Consider the following 22,004-nt stretch of genomic DNA (forward strand, 5'->3'; position numbering starts at 1 on the left):
AAGCGACGAAGCGATCCAGACTATCTCTGCAGAAGGATTCTGGATTGTTTCGCTGCGCTCGCAATGACGCGTTGATGGAGATGACCAAAAGCTAGGTCGTCATGCCCGGGCTTGTCCCGGGCATCCACGTCTTTCCTCAGGCGCCGTGGCGCATGGATGGCCGGGTCAAGCCCGGCCATGACGGGGATAGAGCAGGGCCTCACGCGTTCCCGCGATCCTCACGGAACAGATCCAGCTTCTGCTGCACCGGCCGATCCGAGAAGCTGAACAGCACGGCGTCGTCATCCGCCTCGTGCGTGACCCAGTGCCAGCTCGGCACCACGAACAGATCGCGCGGGCCCCATTCGAAGACGGCGTCGCCGATGCGGCTGCGACCTTTGCCCTCGATCGGGCAGAACACCGTCGCATCGGTCGCGCGATAGCGCGCGGTCTTGAAGCCCTTCGGCAGCAGCTGGATGAAGGTGCCGATGGTCGGCATCGCAAAGTCGCCGGTCTCGGGATTGCTGAACTTCAGCTTCAGCCCGTGGCACGCGTCCCACTCCTGGCTCAGGCGGGCCCTTTCGAGGGCCTCGCGGGTGTAGGCATAGGGATAGCTGAAGATCGGCGACGTCTTCGAACTCCGCTTCACGTCGACCGGCAGCAGATTGTGGCCGTAGCGGGCAAAGCTGTCACCGGCAGGCTTCGTGATCTTTTGCTGATCCTCTTTCGAGCCTTCCGCAAAGGAGCAGTCGAAGAACTGCACCAGGGGAATGTCGAGGCCGTCGAGCCAGAACATCGGCTCATTCGTTTCGTTGGAATGATCGTGCCAGGTCATCGACGGTGTGATGATGAAGTCGCCGGGCTCCATCGCGGTGCGCTCGCCGTCGACTGCAGTGTGGGCGCCCTTGCCTTCGAGCACGAAGCGCAGCGCCGACTGGCTGTGGCGGTGCGCGGGCGCGACGTCGCCGGGCACCACCATCTGTACGCCGGCATAGAGCGACGTCGTGATCTTGGATTGCCCGCGCAACCCCGGGTTCTCCAGCACCAGAACGCGCCGCTCGGCTTCCTTGGCGGTAATGAGCTTGCCGGCCTCCGTCATGTAGTCGCGGACGACGTCGAACTTCCAGAGGTGAGGACGGCAGGCGCTCTTCGGCTCCGGCGTGATCAGGTCGCTCATCACCGTCCAGAGCGCGGTGAGATTTTCGCCGTCGATCTTCTTGTAGAACGCCTCGCGTTCCGGCGTCTTAGTCACGGCTTCCATGGTTGCTGCTCCCGATCGTTTGTTGATTGACAGTATACTGACGATCAAGGTTGCGTCAATGTGACGGGCCTATGTATAAGGCAGTCATCCGGGGGCGGGTCTTCGAGCCGCCCCGGAACGATGAAAGCCAGGGGAGGTCCCGATGAAGCTGCACGGTTATTTCCGCTCCAGCGCCGCCTATCGGGTGCGGATCGCGCTGAACCTCAAGGGGCTCGGCGCCGAGCATCTGCCGCATCATCTTCGCAAGGGCGAACAATGCGCGCCCGCTTTTCTCGCCATCAATCCGCAAGGTCTGGTGCCGGCGCTGGAGAGCGATGTGGGTGCAGTGCTGACCCAATCGGTGGCCATCATCGAATGGCTCGACGAGACGCACCCCAATCCGCCGCTGCTGCCCAAGGATCCGCTCCGCCGCGCCAAGGTGAGGGCATTCGCGCTGGCGATCGCCTGCGACACTCATCCAGTGCAGAACCTCAAAGTGCTGGCGCGGCTGCGCGAGCTCGGCCTGCCCGAGGAGAAGGTGCAGGACTGGGCGGCCTGGGTCAATCGCGAGGGCCTGTCGGCCTGCGAGACGCTGATCAGGGACGAGCCGGGCCCATTCTGCTTTGGCGATGCGCCGACGCTTGCCGATCTGTGCCTCGTGCCGCAGCTCGGCAATGCGCGCCGCTTCGGCGTCGATGTCTCGGCCTATCCGCGTCTGCTCAAGGCCGAGGCCGCCGCGAAGGCGCTGCCCGCCTTCGCCGATGCCGCACCGGAGAAGCAGCCCGATGCCGAGTAAGCCTGCCCCGCCGATCACGATCGATGCGGTCTATGCCGCGCCGGGCTATCTGTTCCGGCGCATGCAGCAGATCGCGGTCTCGATCTTCATGGAGGAGTGCAAGGCGTTCGATCTCACCCCGGTGCAATATGCCGCGCTGATCGCGATCCATACCCATCCCGGCATCGACGCGACGCGGCTTTCGGCGGTGATCGCCTTCGACCGCTCCACGCTGGGCAGCGTGATCGAGCGGCTTGAAGCCAAGGGCTATATCGAGCGCAAGCCGGCGCCGGAAGACAAGCGGATCAAGCTGCTCTACCTCACGAAATCCGGCGCCGCGATCCTGCGCGACATCATCCCTGCCGTCGAACGCGCGCAGGCGCGGATGCTGGAGCCGCTGAAGCCCGCCGACCGCAAGGCGCTGATGGGGCTCCTGGTGCAACTGGTCGATCTCAACAACGAGGCCTCGCGGGTGCCGCTGCGGGCGGAGGATGCATTGGAGCATCTGGGGAAGGGCGGATGAGAGGGCTTCCAATGTCTCGTGTCCCGGACGCGCCGCAGCGCTCTTGCGCTGCTGCGCAGAGCCGGGGAGCCAGAACATTGGACGCGTGGCGCCGAAGTGTGGGCCCCGGCTCTGCAGCGCATCGCTTCGCGCTGCACTGCGTCCGGGGCACAGCGCCGCGGCTACGGCCGGGCCGCCGATCTCACATCCGCAGCAATGCCTGCCGGTCGATCTTGCCCGTGCCCGTCTTCGGCAGCTCGTCGATGAAAATCACCTCGCGCGGATATTTGTACGGCAGCAGCTTGCCTTTCACATAGTCCTGCAGCCGGCGCGTCGCTTCGCCCTGGTCGACAGCACGGCTGTTCATCACCACCACCGCCTTCAGCGTCATGCGACGGTCCGGCAATTCGGTGGCGAACACCGCGCATTCGCGGATGTCGGGGTGGTCGGCGAGACACAGCTCGACCTCGAGCGGATAGACCCATTGGCCGGAGATCTTGATGAGATCGTCGGCGCGGCCCCGGAAGAAGTGGAAGCCGTCGGCATCGCGGACGAAGCGGTCGCCGGTGTAGATCCAGCCGCCCTCGCGAATGGTTTCCGCTGACTTGTCCGGCCGGTTCCAGTACAGCGGCGTGTTGGAATCGCCGCGGACCCACAAGATGCCTTCCTCGTTGTCGCCGACCTCGTTTCCGTCCTTGTCGCGCAGCGCGACCTCGTAGCCGGGCACGCGCAGGCCGGCGGCGCCGAGCTTCTTCTGCCCCTCGCGGTTGGAGAGATAGATGTGCAGCACCTCGGTCGAGCCGAGGCCTTCGACGATTTCGAGTCCGGTGAGCATCTTCCAGCCGTTGAAGACCTCGGCCGAGAGCACCTCGGCGGCGGAGAGCGCCATGCGCAGCGACGAGAAATCCGTCTTGTCCGCGCCTTCCGCCTTGGTCAGCGATGTATAAAGCGTCGGCAGACCGAAGAAGACCGTCGGCTTGTACTGCGCGATCGCCGCGAAGATCGAGGCAGGCTTGGGCTGGCCCGGCAACAGCAGAGTCGCCGCGCCCGCCGAGAACGGGAAGGTGACGGAGTTGCCGAAGCCGTAGGCGAAGAAGATCTTCGGCACCGAGAAGCAGATGTCATCTGGCGTCAGCTTCAGCACGTTTTGCGCAAAGGCGGCATCGCTATAGGCCATGTCGTGCTGGAGATGTACGATGCCCTTGGGCCGTCCGGTCGAGCCGGAGGAGTACATCCAGAACGCCATCTCGTTGCGGCGCGTGTCGGCTTCGGCGAGATCAGCCGGGAATTGCGCGAGCCAGCCTGCCGCCGCGAACGCCGCAGGCGCCGCGTGCTCGCCCACTGCACCATTGACGACGATCAGCGTATGGAGCGGCGTATCCTTGCAGGCCTCCGCATTGAAGCGCGCCGCGAACCCGGCATCCGCGACCGCAACAGCCGCGCCGGAATCGGCGAGATAGAATTGCAGAAGGTCCGGCGGCGTCAACGTGTTGATCAGGAGCGGCACGAAGCCGGCCCGCACCGCGCCGAAGAAGGCGGCCGGGTAGGCCGGCGTGTCGTCGAGGAACAAGAGCACGCGATCGCCGCGCTCGAGGCCAAGCGAGGCGAAACCGTTGCCCCACCGGCAGGCTTCGCCGCAGAGCTCGGCATAGGTCCGCGTGCCTGCCGGGCCCATGAGCGCGATCTTGTCGCCGCGGCCTTTGGCCAAATTATCGAACAGCACGTGGCTGGCATTGTAAATTTCAGGAACGGCAAAGGCGATCTCGCGCGCGCCCGGGCTGTCGGCGGGCACCTGGTCGCGGATTTCGTCGCTCATGGCGCATCTCCGGCATTCCTGGCGGCCTCGTAGCGGGCCATGAAGGCCGGCGACATCGCACGCAGCCGGGAATCGTCGATGCGGCCGGAGCGGGTGATGTAGCTGTAGGCGAAATCCAGCAGGGGAAGCTTCATGTGCTCGGCGAAGCGTTCGTACCAGAATGCACTCGTGCGCGCGGCATTGACGAGCTTCTGCACGATGGGCTTGCGCGCGGCCTGGTAGCGGTGCAGCGCGGTCGCAAGATGCGCATCCGACTCCAGCGCCTTGACCAGCGCGATCGCGTCCTCGATCGCGAGCCGCGTGCCCGAGCCGATCGAGAAATGCGCCGAATGCAGCGCGTCGCCGATCAGCACCATGTTCTTGAACGACCAGTGCTCGTTCCAGACCCAGGGGAAGTTGCGCCAGACCGATTTGTTGGGGACGAGGCAATGGCCGCCGAGCGTGTCGGCGAACACCTCCTCGCAGACACCCTTGGACTGCTCGACGTCCTTGTAGGCGAAACCGTAGGCCTGCCATGTGGCGTGATCGCATTCGACCAGGAAGGTGCTCATGGTCGGCGAATAGCGGTAGTGATGGGCGTTGAAGGCGCCGCGGTCGGTCCTCACGAAGGTCTGCGACAGCGTGTCGAAGCGTTTCGAGGTGCCGTACCAGACGAACTTGTTGGAGGAGTAGGACAACGAGGTGCCGAAATCGCCCTCAAAGGCGCGGCGCACCAGCGAGTTCAGCCCGTCGGCGGCGACGATCAAATCGTGGCCGTTGAGCTGGTCGATTGTCTGGATCTGCGTATCGAAGCGCGGCGTGGCGCCGACATCGAGCGCGCGCTGCTGCAGGAACCTGAGGAGCTCGAGGCGCCCGATCGAAGAGAAGCCGACCCCGTCGATGGCGACGCTGTCGCCATGCAGGTTCAGCGTGATGTTCTCCCAGCTCTCCATATGCGGGGCGATCGCATCGACCGTTTCGGGGTCGTCGGCTCGCAGGAATTCCAACGCCTGGTCGGAGAACACAACGCCAAATCCCCAGGTCGCGTCGGCCGGGTTCTGTTCGAACAGGTCGACTTGATCCTCGGGATGACGCTTCTTCCAGAGATAGGCGAAGTAGAGCCCACCCGGGCCCCCGCCAATCACGGCGATCCGCAACGTCTGCCTCCCTAATTGACAGTATACTTACTATCTAGGGCTAGACTAATGTGCTCCGGCCTCCGGCGCCAGCGGAATTATTGGCCACGCGCGGCAGGCCGAAACGCGATCCGAAACCGCGTGCGACGCAACTCCGATCGGTCGGGCGCCACCATAAAGAATCAGCCGCGGCTTGGCCACAAGCGCCTACCTCGCCGCGAACGGTGCGAGGACGTCTCTGCAGGCCGGCGAGAGCGATGCCGCCCGGTTGGAAATGCATTGCATGATCCGGCCGCCGCCGGGCGCCACACCGGCGCAGAGCATGCGGATATCGACGCCGCAGGCCGACCGGACGATGAACAGTTCCTCGCGCGGCAGCAATGGCCGCAGCACGATCGTCGTCGGCGCCGCGGCGGGCGCGGCCGCGGGAGCGGCACCTGCAGGCGCCGCTGTAGCCGCCGCACCGCCGGATGCCGCGCTCACCGCGCTCTGGCAGGACGGTGAGACCCTTGCCTTGTTCTTCTCCAGGCAATCGAGCGCAGCCGCGCCGCCCGGCGGGACGCTGGCGCAGACTTTTGGATAATCGGACCGACAGGCGCTCTTGATGGCGGAGACCTGCGCGCTGCTCGGTTGCTTGGCGGGAGCAGCCTTGGGTGCGGCGGCGATCGAGGCCGGCTTGGCAGGTTCAGCGGGGGGCACGCCAGGCGCCGCGGCCTTCGGCGCGGCGGGCGTCGGCTCGACCTTGGGCGCAGCTTCAGTCTCCGGCGCTGCGGGAGCGGCTTCGGTCTTCGGAGCCGCAGCGGGCTCGACGGCGCGGACCGCGGACTGGCATCCCGATGACAGGCTCGATACGTTCTTCTTCAGACATTGATACGCTTCCACGCCGCCCGGCGTCACGCTCGAGCAGTGGGCCATGAAATCCGAGCGGCACGCCGACCGGATCGCGCTCTTCTGCGCATCGGTCGGCGCTTGTGCAAAGACGGGTGTTGCAGTTGCGAACAGCGCCGCCGCCAGCAACGCACCACGCGCTGCGCGATGCTTCAATATCTCGAACATATGGATGACTTCCTGCCCTATAGGTCGAGCGCTCGAGCCGCCGTTCGACGCTCCAAAAAGGTGATGCGATTGCAATCGTCGCGAGCCATGCGATGCACGGCATCATGGCCGCTTTGTCCGCCATCGCAAGCAGATCGTGGTCAAGGACGACGGAGCGAGGCCGGCGCTAGAGTTTCACCATGCGCTTGCCGCGGTTCTCGCCCGCGAGCAGTCCGATCAGCGCCTTCGGTGTGTTCTCGAAGCCGTCGATGATGTCCTCCTGCACCTTCAGCTTGCCGGACTTCACCCAGGCCTGCAGGTCGGCGAGCGCACGCTGGCTCTCCTTCATGTAATCCATCACGATGAAGCCCTGCATGGTCAGCCGCTTCACCACGATCAGCCCGGGCACGCCGCGCGGGCCATGCGCGGCAGGAGTGCCGTCATATTGCGAAATCGCGCCGCAGCAGGCGATGCGGCCGTAATTGTTCATTTGTGGCAGGCACGCCTCGAGAATGTCGCCGCCGACATTGTCGAAATAGACGTCGATGCCCTTCGGAGCCGCTGCGCGTAGCGCCTTGAAGACCGCGCCGTCCTTGTAGTCCACCGCGGCATCGAAGCCGAGCTCGGACGTCAGCCATCTGCACTTGTCTGCGCCGCCGGCGATGCCGATGACGCGACATCCCTTGATCTTCGCGATCTGTCCGACGATCGAGCCGACCGAGCCCGCAGCGGCGGAGACCACGACCGTCTCACCCTCTCTGGGCTTGCCGATCTCCAGGAGGCCGAAATAGGCGGTGAGCCCGGCGATGCCGAACACGCTGAGCAGGTGCGTCATCGGCTCGAGCTTCGGCATTTTGGTGAGATGCTTCGCCGGCACCGCGGCAAATTCCTGCCAGCCGGTGTCGCCAAACACGATGTCGCCGGGCGCAAGATCTGGCGCCTTCGAGCTGACGACCTCGGCGATGGCGCCGCCGGCCATCACGCTGTTGGCTTCGACGGCGGAACGATAGGTTGCGCCGTGCATCCAGGCGCGGTTGGCGGCATCGAGCGAGATGTATCGCACGCGCAGCAAGGCCTCGCCGTCCTTTGGTTCCGGCACTGCGCTCTCCACCATCTTGAAATGCTCGGGGCCGAGCTTGCCGCCGGGCTTCTCCACCAAAAGAATCTGGCGATTGATGTTGCCGCTCATCTCGTTCCCTTCCTCGTGTGTTTGGCAATTGTCGATGCAGCTGTCGCAAGGAGAACGTGCAAGCCGCATGTGCTGTGCGTCGCGCGAAAGCTAGATCGCCGCGTTCCATTTCACAACGGGAACATCCTGAAAACGCGACCACACGCAAAACGTGTTGCGTCGTTTCCCTACGGCAACATGTTTAGGAAGGGCGACCCGCAACTCTCCGCTGCGGTCGAACGCGCTTTCCAGCCCGAATAACCAGTCACGGCCGCGTCAACATGACGAGGTCCGGCCTTGTGCCACTGCGCGCCTCTGCTTGCGGCGAAGCGCCCAGCGACACCGTCCGCAAGTGTCTGGGAGCAGAAGTCTTCGCATCCATGCTGTGCTCCATGTAAAGCTGCCCCGCAACCAGCGTCATGGCTGTGCAGGCCAGTACAAACATCGCCAGAGCCAGTTGGTGCGCTTCATTCATCTCCGTTTGCCCGACGCAGCTCGAGATAATGAAAATTGCCGATGCGAGAGGATTTCGTCTCCGGTCGTGACCCGGCGGCGCCTTGTGCCGCTCTTGTACTTCCGAACGAGGCGAGGTGACCTTGATGTTGCTCAACCTTTGGCTGAAGACCTTCATCCGTCAAACTACTTAGGGAACTCGCCCTAAGATACGGCGCGAGCTGGCGAGGCCGGCAGCTCCGCTCGACAATGGGCTGATCGACGAGTTCGGAGAGCCCAATGAATCATTCGATCTATAGCGCCGACCGCGCCACCCATTCGAAGATCGTCATCGTCGCATTGCTGCTTGCAGCGGTCGTCGCCGGTGGTGCCGTTTCTTTCCACGCCGACACGAGAACCGCGGCGGTCGAGCGGGCAGCCGTATTCAAGCCTGGAAAGCCGGTGGTCCTGGGCGGCTCGGCCGCCGTGGCCGTCCGCTGATCCGGAGGATTTTCAATGCGCAAGAGCAGAACCGAGACCGGAGCTGTCGCCGAGTCGTTCGACCCGGCGTTGTGGTCAGTCGCAGCCGTCCTCAGCGGGGCAGTGGTCTATCTCGCCTGCCTGATCTAACGGGCGGAGAGGTTCCGAAGTCGGCACGCTCCTGCGAGCAATCGCAGAATGCGCGTTGACGCATGTCACTGCTGTTTGCGCTGGCGCAACCGACACGACCAGGATTTGAGATAGCGTCTTCTAGCCTGGCGGCTTCTCTCTGAAACCCCAACGCAGTTGCCATGGTGATGAGGCTCGGTATTCCGGGCCTCGTTCCATTTCGGCCGCCGCGCTCGCGCACGATACGGCGATTGGCGCCGGCAACTCAGTGCGTTGTCTCGAAAATCCGATCCAGCGCCGCGTCATAAGTCGCCTGAACCAGTCCGGGATGGCGCCGTCCGAGCGCCTCCATCATCACCCCGGAATTGATCTCGAGCACGCGCCAGATGCCATCGACCCGGACCACGTCTACTGAGGCGAAGGTGATGCCGATGAAGCTTGCGGCGTCGATGGCGAGCTTTGCACAATCCGCCCGAACCTCGCCCTCATCGAGGAGGATCGGCTTTGCGCCGGCGTCGAGATTGTGCCGCCAGGTCAGGAGGCGCCGTTCCCCCTTGGGAACGATGGCGTTCAGCTCGCGCGCCGCGAGTTCGTGCAGATGTCTGTCCTGTCCCGCTGCGCTCGCCAGCTCACGTAACGTCTGCATGCCGTCGCCGACGACCGACGGCCGCTCCTTGCGGTAGACGATCATCGGCTTGCCATCGAGCACGATCACGCGGACTTCATCCTCGATCTCGACATAGGGGGCGATCACCAGCCCAAGGCTGGACGAGAAGATCTCGGTGACGGCGCGGTCGAGCTCGTCGCTGTTCGTCGCCTTGAACACGGCGCGTCCGGACGTGCCCTCGTTCGGCTTCACCACCACGCCTTGCGGATTCTGGGCGAGCAGCGCCGCCATGCCCTTGCGCCAATCGGCACCGGCGATGTGCACGCCCATGCTCGGGTTGAGGAAGAGGTGATGGGGAACGCACGGCACGCCGGCCATCTGCAGCGCCTCGGCGGTGGCCGATTTATCGCTGGCGAGGCGGTGGGCGATGGCGCTGTTGAGGCCGATGTCGTAGCCGAAGGCGAAGCGGCACCTCGCACCTTTGCGCATCGCGATCAACCAGCCACTGGCGCGGACATCGACTGCGATGTCGTGCTCCGCGCAATAGCGCCTGATCGCCTGAACAAAGATTCGCTCGCCGCCTGCCATGGTCTTTCGTCGTTCCTGTCGCCAAAAGCCGCAAAAATGCGGGAATCGGCGCCAATGGGGATGAAAATCAGAGCTATTCTTAATGAAATTCTCGCGAGCGCGACGGAAATTAAGTGCTCCAATCGAGCCCGGCAGGGAAAAGAAATTGCCCCTCTCGCGCGCCCGGCAGCAGATTCATTAATGATGTGACCAGTTCTGCCGCAAATGCCGATTTGACCGGCATCAATTGCATCCGGAACGAGGTTGATTATTGGTCTCAATGGCGTAGATCACACAGGCGAAATCCTCCGCCATGGCAAATGGTGTCCGCCCCGCTTTCAGGGCCGGGCAACGCTTTTGCCCTAAAACCGCAGCTATTCGGAATATCGAAAATCATGAGCGCGTTTTACCGAGAGAAGGTTCTTTCCGTCCACCACTGGACCGACACGCTGTTCAGCTTCCGCGCCACCCGCGATACCGGCTTCCGCTTCCAGAACGGCCAGTTCGCCATGATCGGCCTCGAGGTCGACGGCCGTCCGCTGCTGCGCGCCTACAGCATGGCGAGCGCCAATCACGAGGAACAGCTCGAGTTCTTCTCGATCAAGGTTCAGGACGGCCCGCTCACTTCGCGCCTCCAGAAGATCAAGGAAGGCGACACCATTCTGGTCGGCCGCAAGGCGACCGGCACGCTGATCACCGACAACCTGCTTCCCGGCAAGCGGCTGATGCTGCTCTCGACCGGCACCGGCCTTGCGCCCTTCGCGAGCCTGATCAAGGATCCCGAGGTCTACGACCAGTTCGAGTCGATCGTGCTGGTGCATGGCTGCCGCCAGGTCTCCGAGCTCGCCTATGGCGAGAAGCTCGTCGCGACCTTGCGCGAGGATGAGCTGTTCGGCGAACTGCTCGCGGACAAGCTCGTCTATTATCCGACCGTGACCCGTGAGCCGTTCAAGAACCGCGGCCGCATCACCGACCTCATCAGCTCCGAGCAGATCTTCAACGACATCGGCCAAGGCCCGCTCGATATCGAAACCGACCGCATCATGATGTGCGGCAGCCCGGCGATGCTCGAAGAGCTGAAGGTGATGTTCGAGAGCCGCGACTTCATCGAGGGCTCCGGCAACAAGCCCGGCCATTTCGTGATCGAGAAGGCCTTCGTCGAGCGCTGAGTCCTGTTGAATGGGAGGCGCGATCTTGTGCCCCACTCAACTCGTCGTCCCGGTGTCTGCGCGTACGCCTGCCCGGGACGACAGCTGAACTCTGGGGAAGCGCGTCTGCGTTCCATGGGCAGCGGGTTGAGGCCCGCTGGCCCCGGCACCGCGCTATCCCTCCTTCCGCTGCAGTGCAGCAACCCATCCTCTCGGCGGATTGATCTGCGCCGGCCGAATTCGCTAGCCTGAAACAAGGGCGGCGTCATATCCGTATGACAGGCGCAGGCGTATCGTACCGCCTGCTGGCGAGAGGATGGCAATCGTGGCCGACGACAACAAGACACATGAATCCCCCAAACGCCTGCCGCTGGCGGAAGAGGGGATCATGGAAACCCTGCTGCTGCCGTTCTCGCCGCGCTTCATCGTGCTGACGATCTGCGCGGTGGTCACCGCGCTCCTGATAGGCATCGGCCTCGCGGATCGCAAGATCTTCGACATCATGCTGGTCCCGATCCTGATCTTCGGCGCGCTGACGCTGCTCGGTGTCCGCGATCTCCTGCAGAAGAGCCACGCGGTGCTGCGCAATTACCCGATCTCCGCGCATATCCGCTTCCTGCTCGAAGAGATCCGGCCCGAGATGCGGCAGTATTTCTTCGAGAGCGAGAAGGACGGCATGCCGTTCTCGCGCGACACCCGCGCGGTGGTCTATCAGCGCGCCAAGATGGAGCTCGACAAGCGTCCCTTCGGCACCCAGGAGGACGTCTACCGCGAGGGCTATGAATGGATGCATCACTCGGTCGCGCCGAAGACGCATGCCGAGGAGAAATTTCGCATCACCATCGGCGGGCCCGATTGCACCAAGCCCTATTCGGCCTCGGTGTTCAACATCTCGGCGATGAGCTTTGGCGCGCTCAGCCCGAACGCGGTGCGGGCGCTCAATGCCGGCGCCAGGAAGGGCGGCTTCGCGCACGACACCGGCGAGGGTGGCGTCAGCCCCTATCACCGCGAGATGGGCGGCGACATCATCTGGGAGATCGGCTCCGGCTATTTCGGCTGCCGTCATCTCGACGGCACGTTCGATCCCGAGGCGTTCGCGCGCGTCGCCAGCGACGACCAGATCAAGATGGTCGAGCTTAAGGTCAGCCAGGGCGCCAAGCCGGGCCATGGCGGCGTGCTGCCGGCCGCGAAGGTCTCGGAGGAGATCTCCAAGATCCGCGGCGTGGCGATGGGCGAGGATTGTATCTCGCCGGCCTCGCACCGCGTCTTCTCCACGCCAGCAGGCATGATGCAGTTCATCGGCGAGATGCGCCGCCTGTCCGGCGGCAAGCCGGCCGGCTTCAAGCTGTGCATCGGCCATCCCTGGGAATTCCTGGCGATCTGCAAGGCGATGCTTCAGACCGGCATCTATCCCGACTTCATCGTCGTGGACGGCAATGAGGGTGGCACCGGCGCCGCGCCCCTGGAATTCATGGATCATCTGGGCATGCCGATGCGCGAGGGCGTCAATTTCGTCCACAATGCGCTGATCGGCATCAATGCGCGCGACCGCATCAAGATCGGCGCCTCCGGCAAGATCGCTACCGCCTTCGACATGGCGCGCGCCATGGCGATCGGCGCCGACTGGTGCAATTCGGCACGCGGGTTCATGTTCTCGCTCGGCTGCATCCAGTCGCTGAGCTGCCACACCGACCGCTGTCCGACCGGGGTTGCGACGCAGGACCCGACGCGGGCGCGCGCGCTCTACGTGCCGCTCAAGATCGATCGCGTACAAAATTACCATCATGCGACGCTGCACTCGCTGACGGAGCTCATTGCCGCCGCCGGCCTCGAACATCCGCAGCAGCTGCGCCCGATTCACTTCAGCCAGCGGACGTCGACGACCCAGGTGCAATCCTTCGCGCAGCTCTATCCGGCATTGCGCCCGGGCGAACTGCTCGAAGGTACGGAAGACCCGCGCTTCCGCGACGCATGGCGGATGGCGCGCGCCGAGACGTTCCAGCCCGCGCCGTAGGATGCCGGTCGCGTAATTTCATCGCGATCGCGCTTTTGGTTGTTGTTTGAGCATGATCTTTTCGGAGAGCGTGCTGCGCACTTTTCCGGATGATGCTTTGGCGCTTAACGTTTGGTTCAGCTTTGGGTGTAAATTGCGCCCATGGACGAGCGACGCAGCAAATCGAGGCACCGCGTGCTGAAGGCCGGAACCATCGAGTTCGGCGGCGGCGCGATCGACTGCACCGTTCGCAATCTCTCCGATACCGGCGCTGCACTCGACGTCACCAGCCCCGTCGGCATCCCCCAGCATTTCACTCTGTTCGTGCAGGCCGACGGAACGCATCTGTCCTGCACCGTGGTTTGGCGCAAGGAAAAGCGGATCGGGGTGAGGTTCGGGTGACGCTCGCCGTGTGACGCGCGCTTGTCCGGGACGACAGCCATTTCAACTCACGCCGCCGCCTGCTCGCCCCGCCGGGTTGCCAGGATCTTGTCGATCCTCCGCCCGTCGAGATCGACCACCTCAATGTGCCAGCCGCGGAAGTCGAAGGCGTCGCCGGCGTTGGGCAGCGCGTTGAACTGTTGCAGCACCAGGCCCGCCACCGTGTTGTAGCGGTGCGGCGGCAGTTCGACGCCGAGCAGCTCGCCGAATTCGTCGACCGGCATCCAGCCGGAGATCAGGAGCGAGTCGTCGGCGCGCCTGACATAGGCCGGCTCCGGCGGCCCCGCCTCGGAATGGAAGGCGCCGACGATCGACTCGAGGATGTCGGTAGCCGTCACCATGCCTTCGAAGGCACCGTATTCGTCGTAGACGAAGCCGACGTGAACCGGAGCAGCTTTCAGGATGGTCAGCACGTCGCGCGCATCTGCCGACACCGGAATGCCCGGTGCCTCGCGCACGAGCGCGCGCAGGTCCGGCGTGCGTTCGTCCATATAGGCAACCAGCAGGTCCTTGGCCTGGAGCACGCCGATCGGCTTGTCGCGGTCGCCGTCGCAGACGGGAAAGCGCGAATGCGGGCTCTTGGCGATGATCTCCCGGATGGCGGCCGGATCGTCGTTGAGGTCGATCTCGTCGACCTCCGTGCGCGGCGTCATGACCGCGCCGACCGGCCGGTCGCCGAGCCGCATCACGCCGGCGATCATCTCCTTCTCGCCGGGCTCGAGCACGCCCGCGCTCTCGGCCTCACGCACGAGGTGATGGATCTCGTCCTCCGACACCTTCTCCTCGACCTTGCTGCCGCGGCCGAGCAGCGTGAGGATCAGCTTTCCGGAGACGTCGAGCAGGAAGACAAGCGGCAGCGATATCTTCGCAAGCGTGTGCATCGCGGGCGCGACCCGGACTGCGATGCTTTCGGGATCGCGCAGCGCCACCTGTTTCGGCACCAGCTCGCCGACGATCAAGGTCGCATAGGTGATGAGCGTGACCACGAGCCCGACCCCGACGATGTCGGCAATGCCCTTGGAGAGGCCGAGCTCGAGCAGCCATTGCGTCAGCCGCTGTCCGAGCGTCGCGCCGGAGAACGCGCCGGAGAGCACGCCGACCAGCGTGATGCCGATCTGCACCGTCGAAAGGAACTTGCCGGGATCGGCCGCCAGCGTCAGCGCCCGCTCGGCGCCGCGCACGCCCTTGGCCGCGAGCAGCGACAGCCGCGCCGGGCGCGACGAGACCACGGCCAGCTCGGACATGGAGAGCAGGCCGTTGATGACGATCAGGACGACGACGATGACGAGTTCGAGCGAGAGCATTGACGTTCCGAGGTAAGGGAGTGCGGCCGAACAGGCGGCCCCCGGCCCCTCATATAGGTATCCAGCGAGGAAACGGCGTCAATTTTGTCGCATTTGGCCTCAGGGGAACCTCGGCGAATGCCGGCGTTTCCCGAGCTCTTGCCCTTGTGACACTCCGCGGAACTACGGGGCGTGGCTTAACGCGCTCTTAGTGACCCCCGGCTAATTTTCGACAATGCAGAAATGGGTGGGGACCAAAGATGCGAGTCGGGAAGCTTTTCGCACTGTCGATGCTGACGGTGACGGTATTTGCAGTCATCCTTGGCGCCGAGGTGCTGATACCTCAGACGCGTATCTTCACGAACCGCTCTGATGCGATCAAGACCGTCGATGCCTTTGGTGCGACGCTGATGGCCAGCCAGCACGTCGCCAGCCTTCGCGCTCCCTACATCGGACCGATCTTCCAGGAAGGCGCTGCGACACAGGCACAGCTCGATGTCGCCACGAAGGCTGCGAAAACTGCCGAGGCGGGCTTCGAGGCCGCAAGGCGCGCCGTCATGGTGCTGGACGATGGCGGCGCGATTGCCGAGAATCTCGACCGTGCTGCGCGACGGTTGAAGGAGATCACCACCGCTGCAGATCGCGCGATGAGCGTTCCCCTGGCGGCGCGCGACAGCGCCGCGACGAAGGGCTTCCTGCCCGGCGTTGCCGAGGTCATCGGCCACATCGAACCGGTCATGAACCGGCTCGAGGCGAAGGTCATCAATGCCGATTCCTCGCTTGCCGCGCTGTTGAGCCTGGCGCGAACGGCGCAGGATCTGCGCGTTTCGGCTGGCAGCCGCGCGGCCACGCTGTCTCCGGCGCTCTCCGCACGCCGCCCGCTCACCGCAGCTGAACTGTCGCTGATGGACCGCATGCAGGGACGCGTGGAGGCCGACCGCGAGCGCATCGAGGCCGGTATCGACCAGCTTGGAAATCCCTCCCGCATCGCTGCCGCGTTGAAGGCGGCAACGGAATCCTATTTCGGACGAGCTGCGGTTGCCGTGGACAAGGAGATGCCCGCGGCGCGCAGTGACGGCAAATACGGTATCGGAGCCGACGAGCTGGCGAAGGTCATCGTGCCGGCCATCCAGATGTTCTACGGCGTGCGCGATGCCGCGTTGGCGGAGGCGGCCGAGCGCGCCTCGGCCGCGCGCGACGGCGCGCTGGCGATGCTCGCGCTCGCCGGTGTCGCCGTGTTGGCGCTGCTCGGGACGCTCGGTGGCGTGACCATGATGCTGCGCAGGCGCGTGGTGACGCCGCTCGGCCGGATCGCCGACGTGATCGGAGCGCTCGCCGCCGGGCAGCATGAGGTCGAGATCCCGGCGACGGGCCGCAACGACGAGATCGGCCAGGTCGCGGGCTCGCTCCAGCATTTCAAGGATTCGTTGCTTGCCAAGAAGGCCGCCGACGAGACGGCCGCAGTCGAAGCCGAGGCGAAGCTCCGGCGCAGCCAGCGCGTGGACCAGATCGCGCGCGAGTTCGAAGCCATGATCGGCGACGTCATCAACACCGTCTCGTCGGCCTCCTCGGAGCTGGAAGTGTCCGCGGGAACGCTGACGAGCACGGCCGAGCAATCGGAAAAGGTGACCGCGACCGTCGCGGCTGCCTCCGAACAGGCCTCCACCAACGTGCAGACCGTCGCTGCGGCGGCCGAGGAGATGGCCTCGTCGGTCGACGAGATCAGCCGTCAGGTCCAGGATTCCGCGCGCATCGCCGGCGATGCGGTGCAGCAGGCAGGGCGGACCAACGATCATGTCGGCGAGCTCGCGAGGGCCGCGGGCCGGATCGGGGACGTCGTCGAGCTCATCAGCCAGATCGCGGGCCAGACCAATCTTCTCGCCCTCAATGCCACCATCGAGGCGGCGCGCGCCGGCGAGGCCGGACGCGGCTTTGCCGTCGTCGCCTCCGAGGTCAAGGCGCTGGCCGAGCAGACCGCCAAGGCCACCGGCGAGATCAGTCAGCAGATATCGGGGATCCAGACGGCGACCGAGGACTCCGTCGGCGCCATCAAGGCGATCGGCGACACCATCACACGCATGTCCGAGATCGCGTCCGCAATTGCCTCGGCGGTCGAGGAGCAGGGCGCGGCGACGCGGGAGATCTCGCGCAACGTGCAGCAGGCGGCACGCGGCACCCAGCAGGTCTCCGCCAGCATCGTCGACGTGCAGCGCGGCGCGAGCCAGACCGGATCGGCCTCCTCCAACGTGCTCGCGTCGGCCAAATCGCTGTCCGGTGAGAGCAGCCGCCTCAAGGTCGAGGTCGGAAAATTCCTCGACGCGATCCGGGCGGCGTAGACGGCGCAATTGGTCGAATCGATACCAGCCGAAGGAAAGAACACCTCTCCCGTAGGGAGAGGTCGGATCGCATCGAAGATGCGATCCGGGTGAGGGCTTACGCTCTCATCGAATGCCGCAGCCCCTCACCCGGATTGCTGCGCAATCCGACCTCTCCCCGCCGGGGAGAGGTGCACCAGGCTCGCCGGCGAAACCCTCGATCTCACCGCACTCGCGTTGCGGTCAGAACTCGCCGTGCAGCCGCCCCGAAAACACCGACACCGGTCCGCGATCGGCGTTGTAGGCGGGGTTGACGATGAGCTGGTAGTCGGCGGTGAAGGTCAGCGCCTTGTTCAGCGCGTAGGCGTAATAGGTCTCCAGCACGCGTTCGCGGCGGTAGTTGAGCCGGCCATCGCCGATCAGCGGGCCGAGACCGCCGGCGGCGATGAAGTCGCGATGATCCTGCGACAGGGCGTTGACGGCGCCGGCAATGGCGACGACGTCGTCGGGCCGGCCCCAATTCGTTCCCTTGACTGAAACGCCACCCGACAGGCTGCGATCGATGTCCGTGAAGGCCATGATCTCGTTGCGGCCGTCGTTCCAGCTCCAGCGACCGAACATGCCGATGTCGCCGGTGATGGCCTGTTCGAGGTTGAACGCATAGCCGTATTTGAGGCGGCCGCGGCGGGTCTGGCTGATGTCCACGCCGAACGCGGGATTGTCCAGCGTCTCGCGATAGCTGCCCGAGAAAGCGCTGTTGACGAAGCCGAGCGTGCGCAGCTTGCCGGGCTGGCCGAACAGCGAATAACGCAGCTCGAGCTCCGCGACGTACTCGCCGCGACGGCCGATATTCATGTCGAAATTGTTGGAGTTGGAGACGGCATCCATCAGGAAGTAGCCGCCGCGCAGCGCCCATTGCTTCTGGTTCAACTCGGCGGTAGCGCCATAGCCGAGGCCGAGCTTGTCGGCGGCATAGTCGAAGGCGCCGGACGCCCAGATCGACCAGTTCATGAAATCCTTGCGCGGATCGTGCGCGTAGGCATTGCCGTCGAACACGTCGACCACGGAGAACTTGCCGACCTGGAAGGTCAGGCGCGAGACGTCGACCTTGCCGGCGAGCTGAAGTTGGCCGCTGGCCAGCTGCTCCTGCTCGCCGCCGAAGCCGAAGGTGTGCCGCACGAACAGCCGCGAGGCGTTGAAGTGCGGATAGGGGAAGCCGGACTTCTGCGCTTCGCCGTTGGGGAAGCCCGCGGCGCCCGTCGTGTTGTTGAAGCCGAAGCCCTGGAGCAACTCGGGATTGAAATAGACCTCGCCGCCGTCCCACAGCCGCGCATTCAGATAGAGCGAATTGCTCCAGGTCTGCTGAAAATCTGCCGACGGGAGCAGGCTGTTCGGTCCGGTATAGGGCGCGCGGAACGCCGGGTAGCCCTGCCCGAGCACGGTCGATTGGCCGTGAATCTCCCAGCGGCTGGACTCGGTGTCGGTGACGTCGGATTTCGGGTCGTAGGTCGGCACGCCCGGCCAGTCGATCTTGCGATTGAGGCCGATGCGCAGGCTCTGGAAATCCATCGACGACGAATATTGCCCGCCGGAGGGGAAGGTGACGCTGGCGTTCTCGAACTTGCTGTAGAGATATTCGAGCCGGGTGCTCCAGTGCGGCGCAAAGGCGTATTCAACGCCGCCGCCGGCAGTCCAGCCGAACCGCGTGTGCAGCACTTTCTCTTCGTTGCCGCCGGTCGGTGTCGAGAGAAAGCGTTCGCCGGCGAACGCCGCGCCTCCGGTCGCGTAAAACAGCCAGTTGCCGCTGGTGTAGCCGAGCCGCGCACGCAGGCTCGCGACATAGTCCCAGCGCTCCTCCGCGCTCGACAGCGCGGTCGCCGCCGATGACACGACGTGATTGGAGGGGAGGTAGTTCGGGAAGGAGATATCGCCTTCGACGCCGAGCAGGAAACCTGAGTTGAGGCGCCAATTGTAGCCGGCCTGGACGCCTCCGGTCATGCCGTTGAACACGTGATCGTCGGTCGCGACCGTGGGATCGGCCAGCGTTGCCGCGGATGTGCCGCGGGTGAAGCCGGCATGCGCACCGATATAGAGGCCGGTCCAGTCGTAGACCGCCTTCAAGGCCGAGGCCTTCAGCGGCAGATCAGCCGTGTGACCGGCGGCGGGAAAAGCCAGCACGCCCGAGCCAATTGCCGCAGCCGTCCGCAAGGACCTGTAACGGTGACCTCTCAACGTCAAAACGCACGCCCCCAAACGCGAATGTATTCCACCTGCCGCGACTATCCCTGCCGATTCGCGGCGCCCTGTCATCAGGTCTCGGTCGCCCACGCGATCCGGCGCGACTAGGCCCAAGTGCCCGTGCTTCGCACTGCTTCGTGACGGAGATGCAACGATGCCCTTGGCTCAAAACGAATGACCCCGCCCGGGGGGACAGCCGGGCGGGGTCGGGGGCACGACACGGGGTGGATGAGGCGCCCGTGTCGGACGCGGAATCCACGAGAGATCGGCCTCAGATACCCAAATCAGTAGCAGGTACGAACGCGGCCGACGTACTGGCCGAAGGCGTTGTACTGGGCGACCCAGCCGCAGCGGTGATAGCCGTGGTAATAGGGGTCGTTGCTGGCGGCGATCGCGGAGCCGACGACAGCGGCGGTGGCGATGCCGGCGCCGACACCCCAGACCCAGCCGGGCTGCTTGGCTTCGGCCTGCGAGGTGGTGGACACGATGCTGCCGGTGACGGCGAGGGCGGCGAGAGCTGCGGCGGCAATCTTGGTCTTGATCGACATATGAAACTCCATCCGGGTTGAGGCGGTCCGTTGTGGCCCGCGTGCCCAGTTGGACGGGCGCTCCTCGCGTCCGGTTCGAAAGCGGCAAGCCCGCCTCTGAAGCGGGCTCCTTTCCTGAACGATTTCAGGAGGATGAAAGCTAGCCGAGAGGGCCTTTGGCGAGCCTGTTCACGTCGAAGTTATCGACTTCGCTCAGCAGCTCGCAGAAGGCGCGCGCGCCCTGATCGAGCAGCTGCTCGCCCTTCTCGGGGAGTGCCAGCGTCGCATTGCCGACGGCGCCGCTGGGGTTGAGATCCTGCGTCTGCCAGGCGAATGGCGCGGGGCGCTGCGTCGAGAGCCAGCGATACTGCTTCTCCATCGCGACGCTGCTCGCGGGGAAATCCGCGATCGCATCCATGCGCACCTGGTCCGGATAGCGCGCCAGCATGATCGAGGTCTCGACCGCGCCGCCGTGAATGCCGTGGCGCACTTCCTCGGCCGGGAACAGTCTGTCCGCGCCCGAGAGCCGCGACCACGACGTCGTCACCACGAACAGCTTGTGATGCGCGCGAAGGTCCTGCGCCACCAGCATCATGGCCGCGCTGTTGCCGCCATGGCTGGTGACGATGACGAGCTTCTTCACACCGCGGCGCGCAACGTCCTCGCCGATCCCTGTCCATTTCTTCAGCGCCACGTCGGTCGGCAGCGTCTGCGTGCCGGGATAGTCGATATGCTCGGTGGAAATCCCGACCGGTTCAACCGGGAGAAATCCGGCGGGAATGCTCTCAGGCAACAGCTCGCGCACGCGCGCGAGATAGGCCTGCGCGATCAGCACGTCGGTCGTGAGCGGCAGATGCGGACCGTGCTGCTCGGTCGCCGCCAGCGGCAGCACCGCGATCCAGCGCGACACCTCGGCAGGATCCGCATCGGCCCGGTTGATATCGATCCAGTCGCGGGAGGGCGTCTTCAAGGTTTCTTTGCCCGAATTTGTCACGTAATTTGGGGTATGAGGGGACGCGGGCCTGGCGGGCTCGCGTCCCCGAATGTCATGCGGTTTTATCGCGTTGCCTTCACATGGGCCAGACACGATTGGGCCAGCCACGATCGACGGAGTGCCATCATGACCCCCTCTCATCTGCGGCGAGCGTTAATGGCGGGCCTGCTGGCCGCTATCGCCTCCTTTGTGCCGGCGCGCGCCGAAACGCTCGACAAGGTCACTTTCGGCACCAACTGGGTCGCCGAGGCCGAGCATGGCGGCTTCTTCCAGGCGGTCGCCGACGGCACCTACAAGAAATACGGGCTCGACGTCACCATCGTCCCCGGCGGTCCCAACGAGAACAACCGCATGCTGCTGATCGCCGGCAAGATCGACTTCTTCATGGCCGCGAACACGCTGATGTCGTTCGACGCCGTCGCCAACAACGTCCCCGTCGTGACCATCGCCGCGATCTTCCAGAAGGATCCGCAGGTGATGCTGACGCAGCCCGATGCCAAGGTCACGAAGATCGAGGATCTCAAGCCGCTGACGCTGTTCGTCTCCAAGGAGGGCATGACCAGCTACTTCCAGTGGCTGAAGTCCGAATACGGTTTCAGCGAGAAGAATGTCCGTCCCTACAATTTCAATCCGCAGCCCTTCATCGCCAATCCCAAGAGCGCCATGCAGGGTTACGTCACCTCCGAGCCTTTTGCCGTGGAGAAGGCCGCCGGCTTCAAGCCCAACGTGCTGCTGCTCGCCGATTACGGCTTCAACACCTATTCGACGCTGATCGAGACGCGCCGCGACATCATCGAGAAGAAGCCCGATCTGGTCCAGCGCTTCGTCGATGCCTCCATGATCGGCTGGTACAATTACATCTATCGCGACAATTCCGCCGGAAATGCGCTGATCAAGAGCCTCAATCCGGAGATGACGGACGATCTGCTCGCCTATTCCGTCGCCAAGATGAAGGAGCACGGCATCGTCGATTCCGGCGACAGCCTGAAGAACGGCATCGGCGCGATGAGCGACGAGCGCTACACCTCCTTCTTCAACAAGATGGTGAAGGCCGGCGTCGTGAAGGCGGATCTCGACTTCCGCAAGTCCTATACGCTGCGCTTCATCAACAAGGGCGTCGGCATCGAGCTGCGCCCGAACAAGCCGTAACGCATGCTGCGATTCGGCGAAGGTGGCCCGGCGTCCTACACCTCTCCCGAAGGGAGAGGTCGCATCGCATC

The 22,004-nt window shown here is 64.6% G+C and carries 19 protein-coding genes; 8 read left to right on the forward strand and 11 right to left on the reverse strand.

Translation table 11 applies throughout. From position 1 onward, the window contains the following. Positions 1-199: 199 nt before the first annotated feature. Complete coding sequence (gene gtdA / locus ACSHT2_RS22945; protein WP_319336403.1) at positions 200-1,240, reverse strand: gentisate 1,2-dioxygenase; 1,041 nt, start codon at positions 1,238-1,240, stop codon at positions 200-202. Positions 1,241-1,382: 142 nt separating this feature from the next. Here gtdA and maiA point away from each other — a divergent pair, with 142 nt between their 5' ends. Next, positions 1,383-2,015, forward strand: coding sequence for a maleylacetoacetate isomerase (gene maiA / locus ACSHT2_RS22950; protein WP_440636683.1), 633 nt, complete (start codon positions 1,383-1,385; stop codon positions 2,013-2,015). Beyond that, a complete protein-coding gene (locus ACSHT2_RS22955; protein WP_440636685.1) occupies positions 2,005-2,517 on the forward strand; it encodes a MarR family winged helix-turn-helix transcriptional regulator in 513 nt (170 codons plus the stop codon). Before maiA ends, ACSHT2_RS22955 begins: the two co-directional genes overlap by 11 nt. 181 nt (positions 2,518-2,698) lie before the next feature. Here ACSHT2_RS22955 and ACSHT2_RS22960 read toward each other — a convergent pair whose 3' ends face one another. The 5 genes from ACSHT2_RS22960 to ACSHT2_RS22980 form a co-directional block, all read right to left on the reverse strand. After that, positions 2,699-4,312, reverse strand: a complete 1,614-nt coding sequence (locus tag ACSHT2_RS22960; protein ID WP_440636686.1) for a benzoate-CoA ligase family protein — start codon at positions 4,310-4,312, stop codon at positions 2,699-2,701. After that, positions 4,309-5,448, reverse strand: a complete 1,140-nt coding sequence (locus tag ACSHT2_RS22965; RefSeq protein WP_440636687.1) for an FAD-dependent monooxygenase — start codon at positions 5,446-5,448, stop codon at positions 4,309-4,311. The genes ACSHT2_RS22960 and ACSHT2_RS22965 overlap by 4 nt, the downstream gene beginning before the upstream one ends. Before the next feature lie 186 nt (positions 5,449-5,634). After that, positions 5,635-6,483: a cysteine rich repeat-containing protein gene (locus ACSHT2_RS22970; protein ID WP_440636688.1), complete on the reverse strand. Its 849-nt coding sequence runs from the start codon at positions 6,481-6,483 to the stop codon at positions 5,635-5,637. Between the two features lie 166 nt (positions 6,484-6,649). Continuing rightward, complete coding sequence (locus ACSHT2_RS22975; RefSeq protein WP_440636689.1) at positions 6,650-7,651, reverse strand: NADP-dependent oxidoreductase; 1,002 nt, start codon at positions 7,649-7,651, stop codon at positions 6,650-6,652. Positions 7,652-7,895: 244 nt separating this feature from the next. Further along, entirely contained in the window at positions 7,896-8,261 is a 366-nt protein-coding gene (locus tag ACSHT2_RS22980; RefSeq protein WP_440636690.1) for a hypothetical protein, read from the reverse strand. Positions 8,262-8,362: 101 nt separating this feature from the next. Here ACSHT2_RS22980 and ACSHT2_RS22985 point away from each other — a divergent pair, with 101 nt between their 5' ends. Continuing rightward, entirely contained in the window at positions 8,363-8,563 is a 201-nt protein-coding gene (locus tag ACSHT2_RS22985) for a hypothetical protein (RefSeq protein WP_319336422.1), read from the forward strand. A gap of 373 nt (positions 8,564-8,936) precedes the next feature. Here the strand turns inward: ACSHT2_RS22985 and ACSHT2_RS22990 are convergent, their stop codons facing one another. Then, complete coding sequence (locus ACSHT2_RS22990) at positions 8,937-9,866, reverse strand: ATP-grasp domain-containing protein (protein ID WP_440636691.1); 930 nt, start codon at positions 9,864-9,866, stop codon at positions 8,937-8,939. A 374-nt stretch (positions 9,867-10,240) separates the two neighbouring features. On the opposite strand from ACSHT2_RS22990, the gene ACSHT2_RS22995 reads away from it, so the two are divergent. The 3 genes from ACSHT2_RS22995 to ACSHT2_RS23005 all read left to right on the forward strand — a co-directional run bounded on the left by ACSHT2_RS22995 (position 10,241) and on the right by ACSHT2_RS23005 (position 13,388). Next, positions 10,241-11,014, forward strand: coding sequence for a ferredoxin--NADP reductase (locus ACSHT2_RS22995; protein ID WP_440636693.1), 774 nt, complete (start codon positions 10,241-10,243; stop codon positions 11,012-11,014). A 295-nt stretch (positions 11,015-11,309) separates the two neighbouring features. Beyond that, complete coding sequence (locus tag ACSHT2_RS23000; protein WP_440636694.1) at positions 11,310-13,007, forward strand: FMN-binding glutamate synthase family protein; 1,698 nt, start codon at positions 11,310-11,312, stop codon at positions 13,005-13,007. 141 nt (positions 13,008-13,148) lie between these two features. After that, positions 13,149-13,388 carry a PilZ domain-containing protein gene (locus ACSHT2_RS23005; protein WP_194391118.1) on the forward strand — a complete coding sequence of 80 codons (240 nt, stop codon included), beginning with the start codon at positions 13,149-13,151 and terminating at the stop codon, positions 13,386-13,388. Between the two features lie 47 nt (positions 13,389-13,435). On the opposite strand, the gene ACSHT2_RS23010 is transcribed toward ACSHT2_RS23005, so the two are convergent. Next, complete coding sequence (locus ACSHT2_RS23010; RefSeq protein ID WP_440636695.1) at positions 13,436-14,731, reverse strand: hemolysin family protein; 1,296 nt, start codon at positions 14,729-14,731, stop codon at positions 13,436-13,438. Positions 14,732-14,970: 239 nt separating this feature from the next. Here ACSHT2_RS23010 and ACSHT2_RS23015 point away from each other — a divergent pair, with 239 nt between their 5' ends. Then, positions 14,971-17,046: a methyl-accepting chemotaxis protein gene (locus tag ACSHT2_RS23015; RefSeq protein WP_440636696.1), complete on the forward strand. Its 2,076-nt coding sequence runs from the start codon at positions 14,971-14,973 to the stop codon at positions 17,044-17,046. 222 nt (positions 17,047-17,268) lie between these two features. Here ACSHT2_RS23015 and ACSHT2_RS23020 read toward each other — a convergent pair whose 3' ends face one another. From ACSHT2_RS23020 to ACSHT2_RS23030, 3 genes are all read right to left on the reverse strand, one after another. Then, complete coding sequence (locus tag ACSHT2_RS23020; protein ID WP_440636697.1) at positions 17,269-19,233, reverse strand: carbohydrate porin; 1,965 nt, start codon at positions 19,231-19,233, stop codon at positions 17,269-17,271. A gap of 314 nt (positions 19,234-19,547) precedes the next feature. Beyond that, positions 19,548-19,811: a hypothetical protein gene (locus tag ACSHT2_RS23025; RefSeq protein WP_440636698.1), complete on the reverse strand. Its 264-nt coding sequence runs from the start codon at positions 19,809-19,811 to the stop codon at positions 19,548-19,550. A 139-nt stretch (positions 19,812-19,950) separates the two neighbouring features. Further along, the gene (locus tag ACSHT2_RS23030; protein WP_440636699.1) at positions 19,951-20,760 is read right to left on the reverse strand and encodes a creatininase family protein; all 810 of its coding nucleotides are present in this window, start codon (positions 20,758-20,760) and stop codon (positions 19,951-19,953) included. A 150-nt stretch (positions 20,761-20,910) separates the two neighbouring features. Here ACSHT2_RS23030 and ACSHT2_RS23035 point away from each other — a divergent pair, with 150 nt between their 5' ends. Then, positions 20,911-21,933: an ABC transporter substrate-binding protein gene (locus ACSHT2_RS23035; RefSeq protein WP_440636701.1), complete on the forward strand. Its 1,023-nt coding sequence runs from the start codon at positions 20,911-20,913 to the stop codon at positions 21,931-21,933. The last annotated feature ends 71 nt before the right edge of the window (positions 21,934-22,004 follow it).

The organism is Bradyrhizobium sp. PUT101, assembly GCF_052043945.1.
Classification (GTDB): domain Bacteria; phylum Pseudomonadota; class Alphaproteobacteria; order Rhizobiales; family Xanthobacteraceae; genus Bradyrhizobium.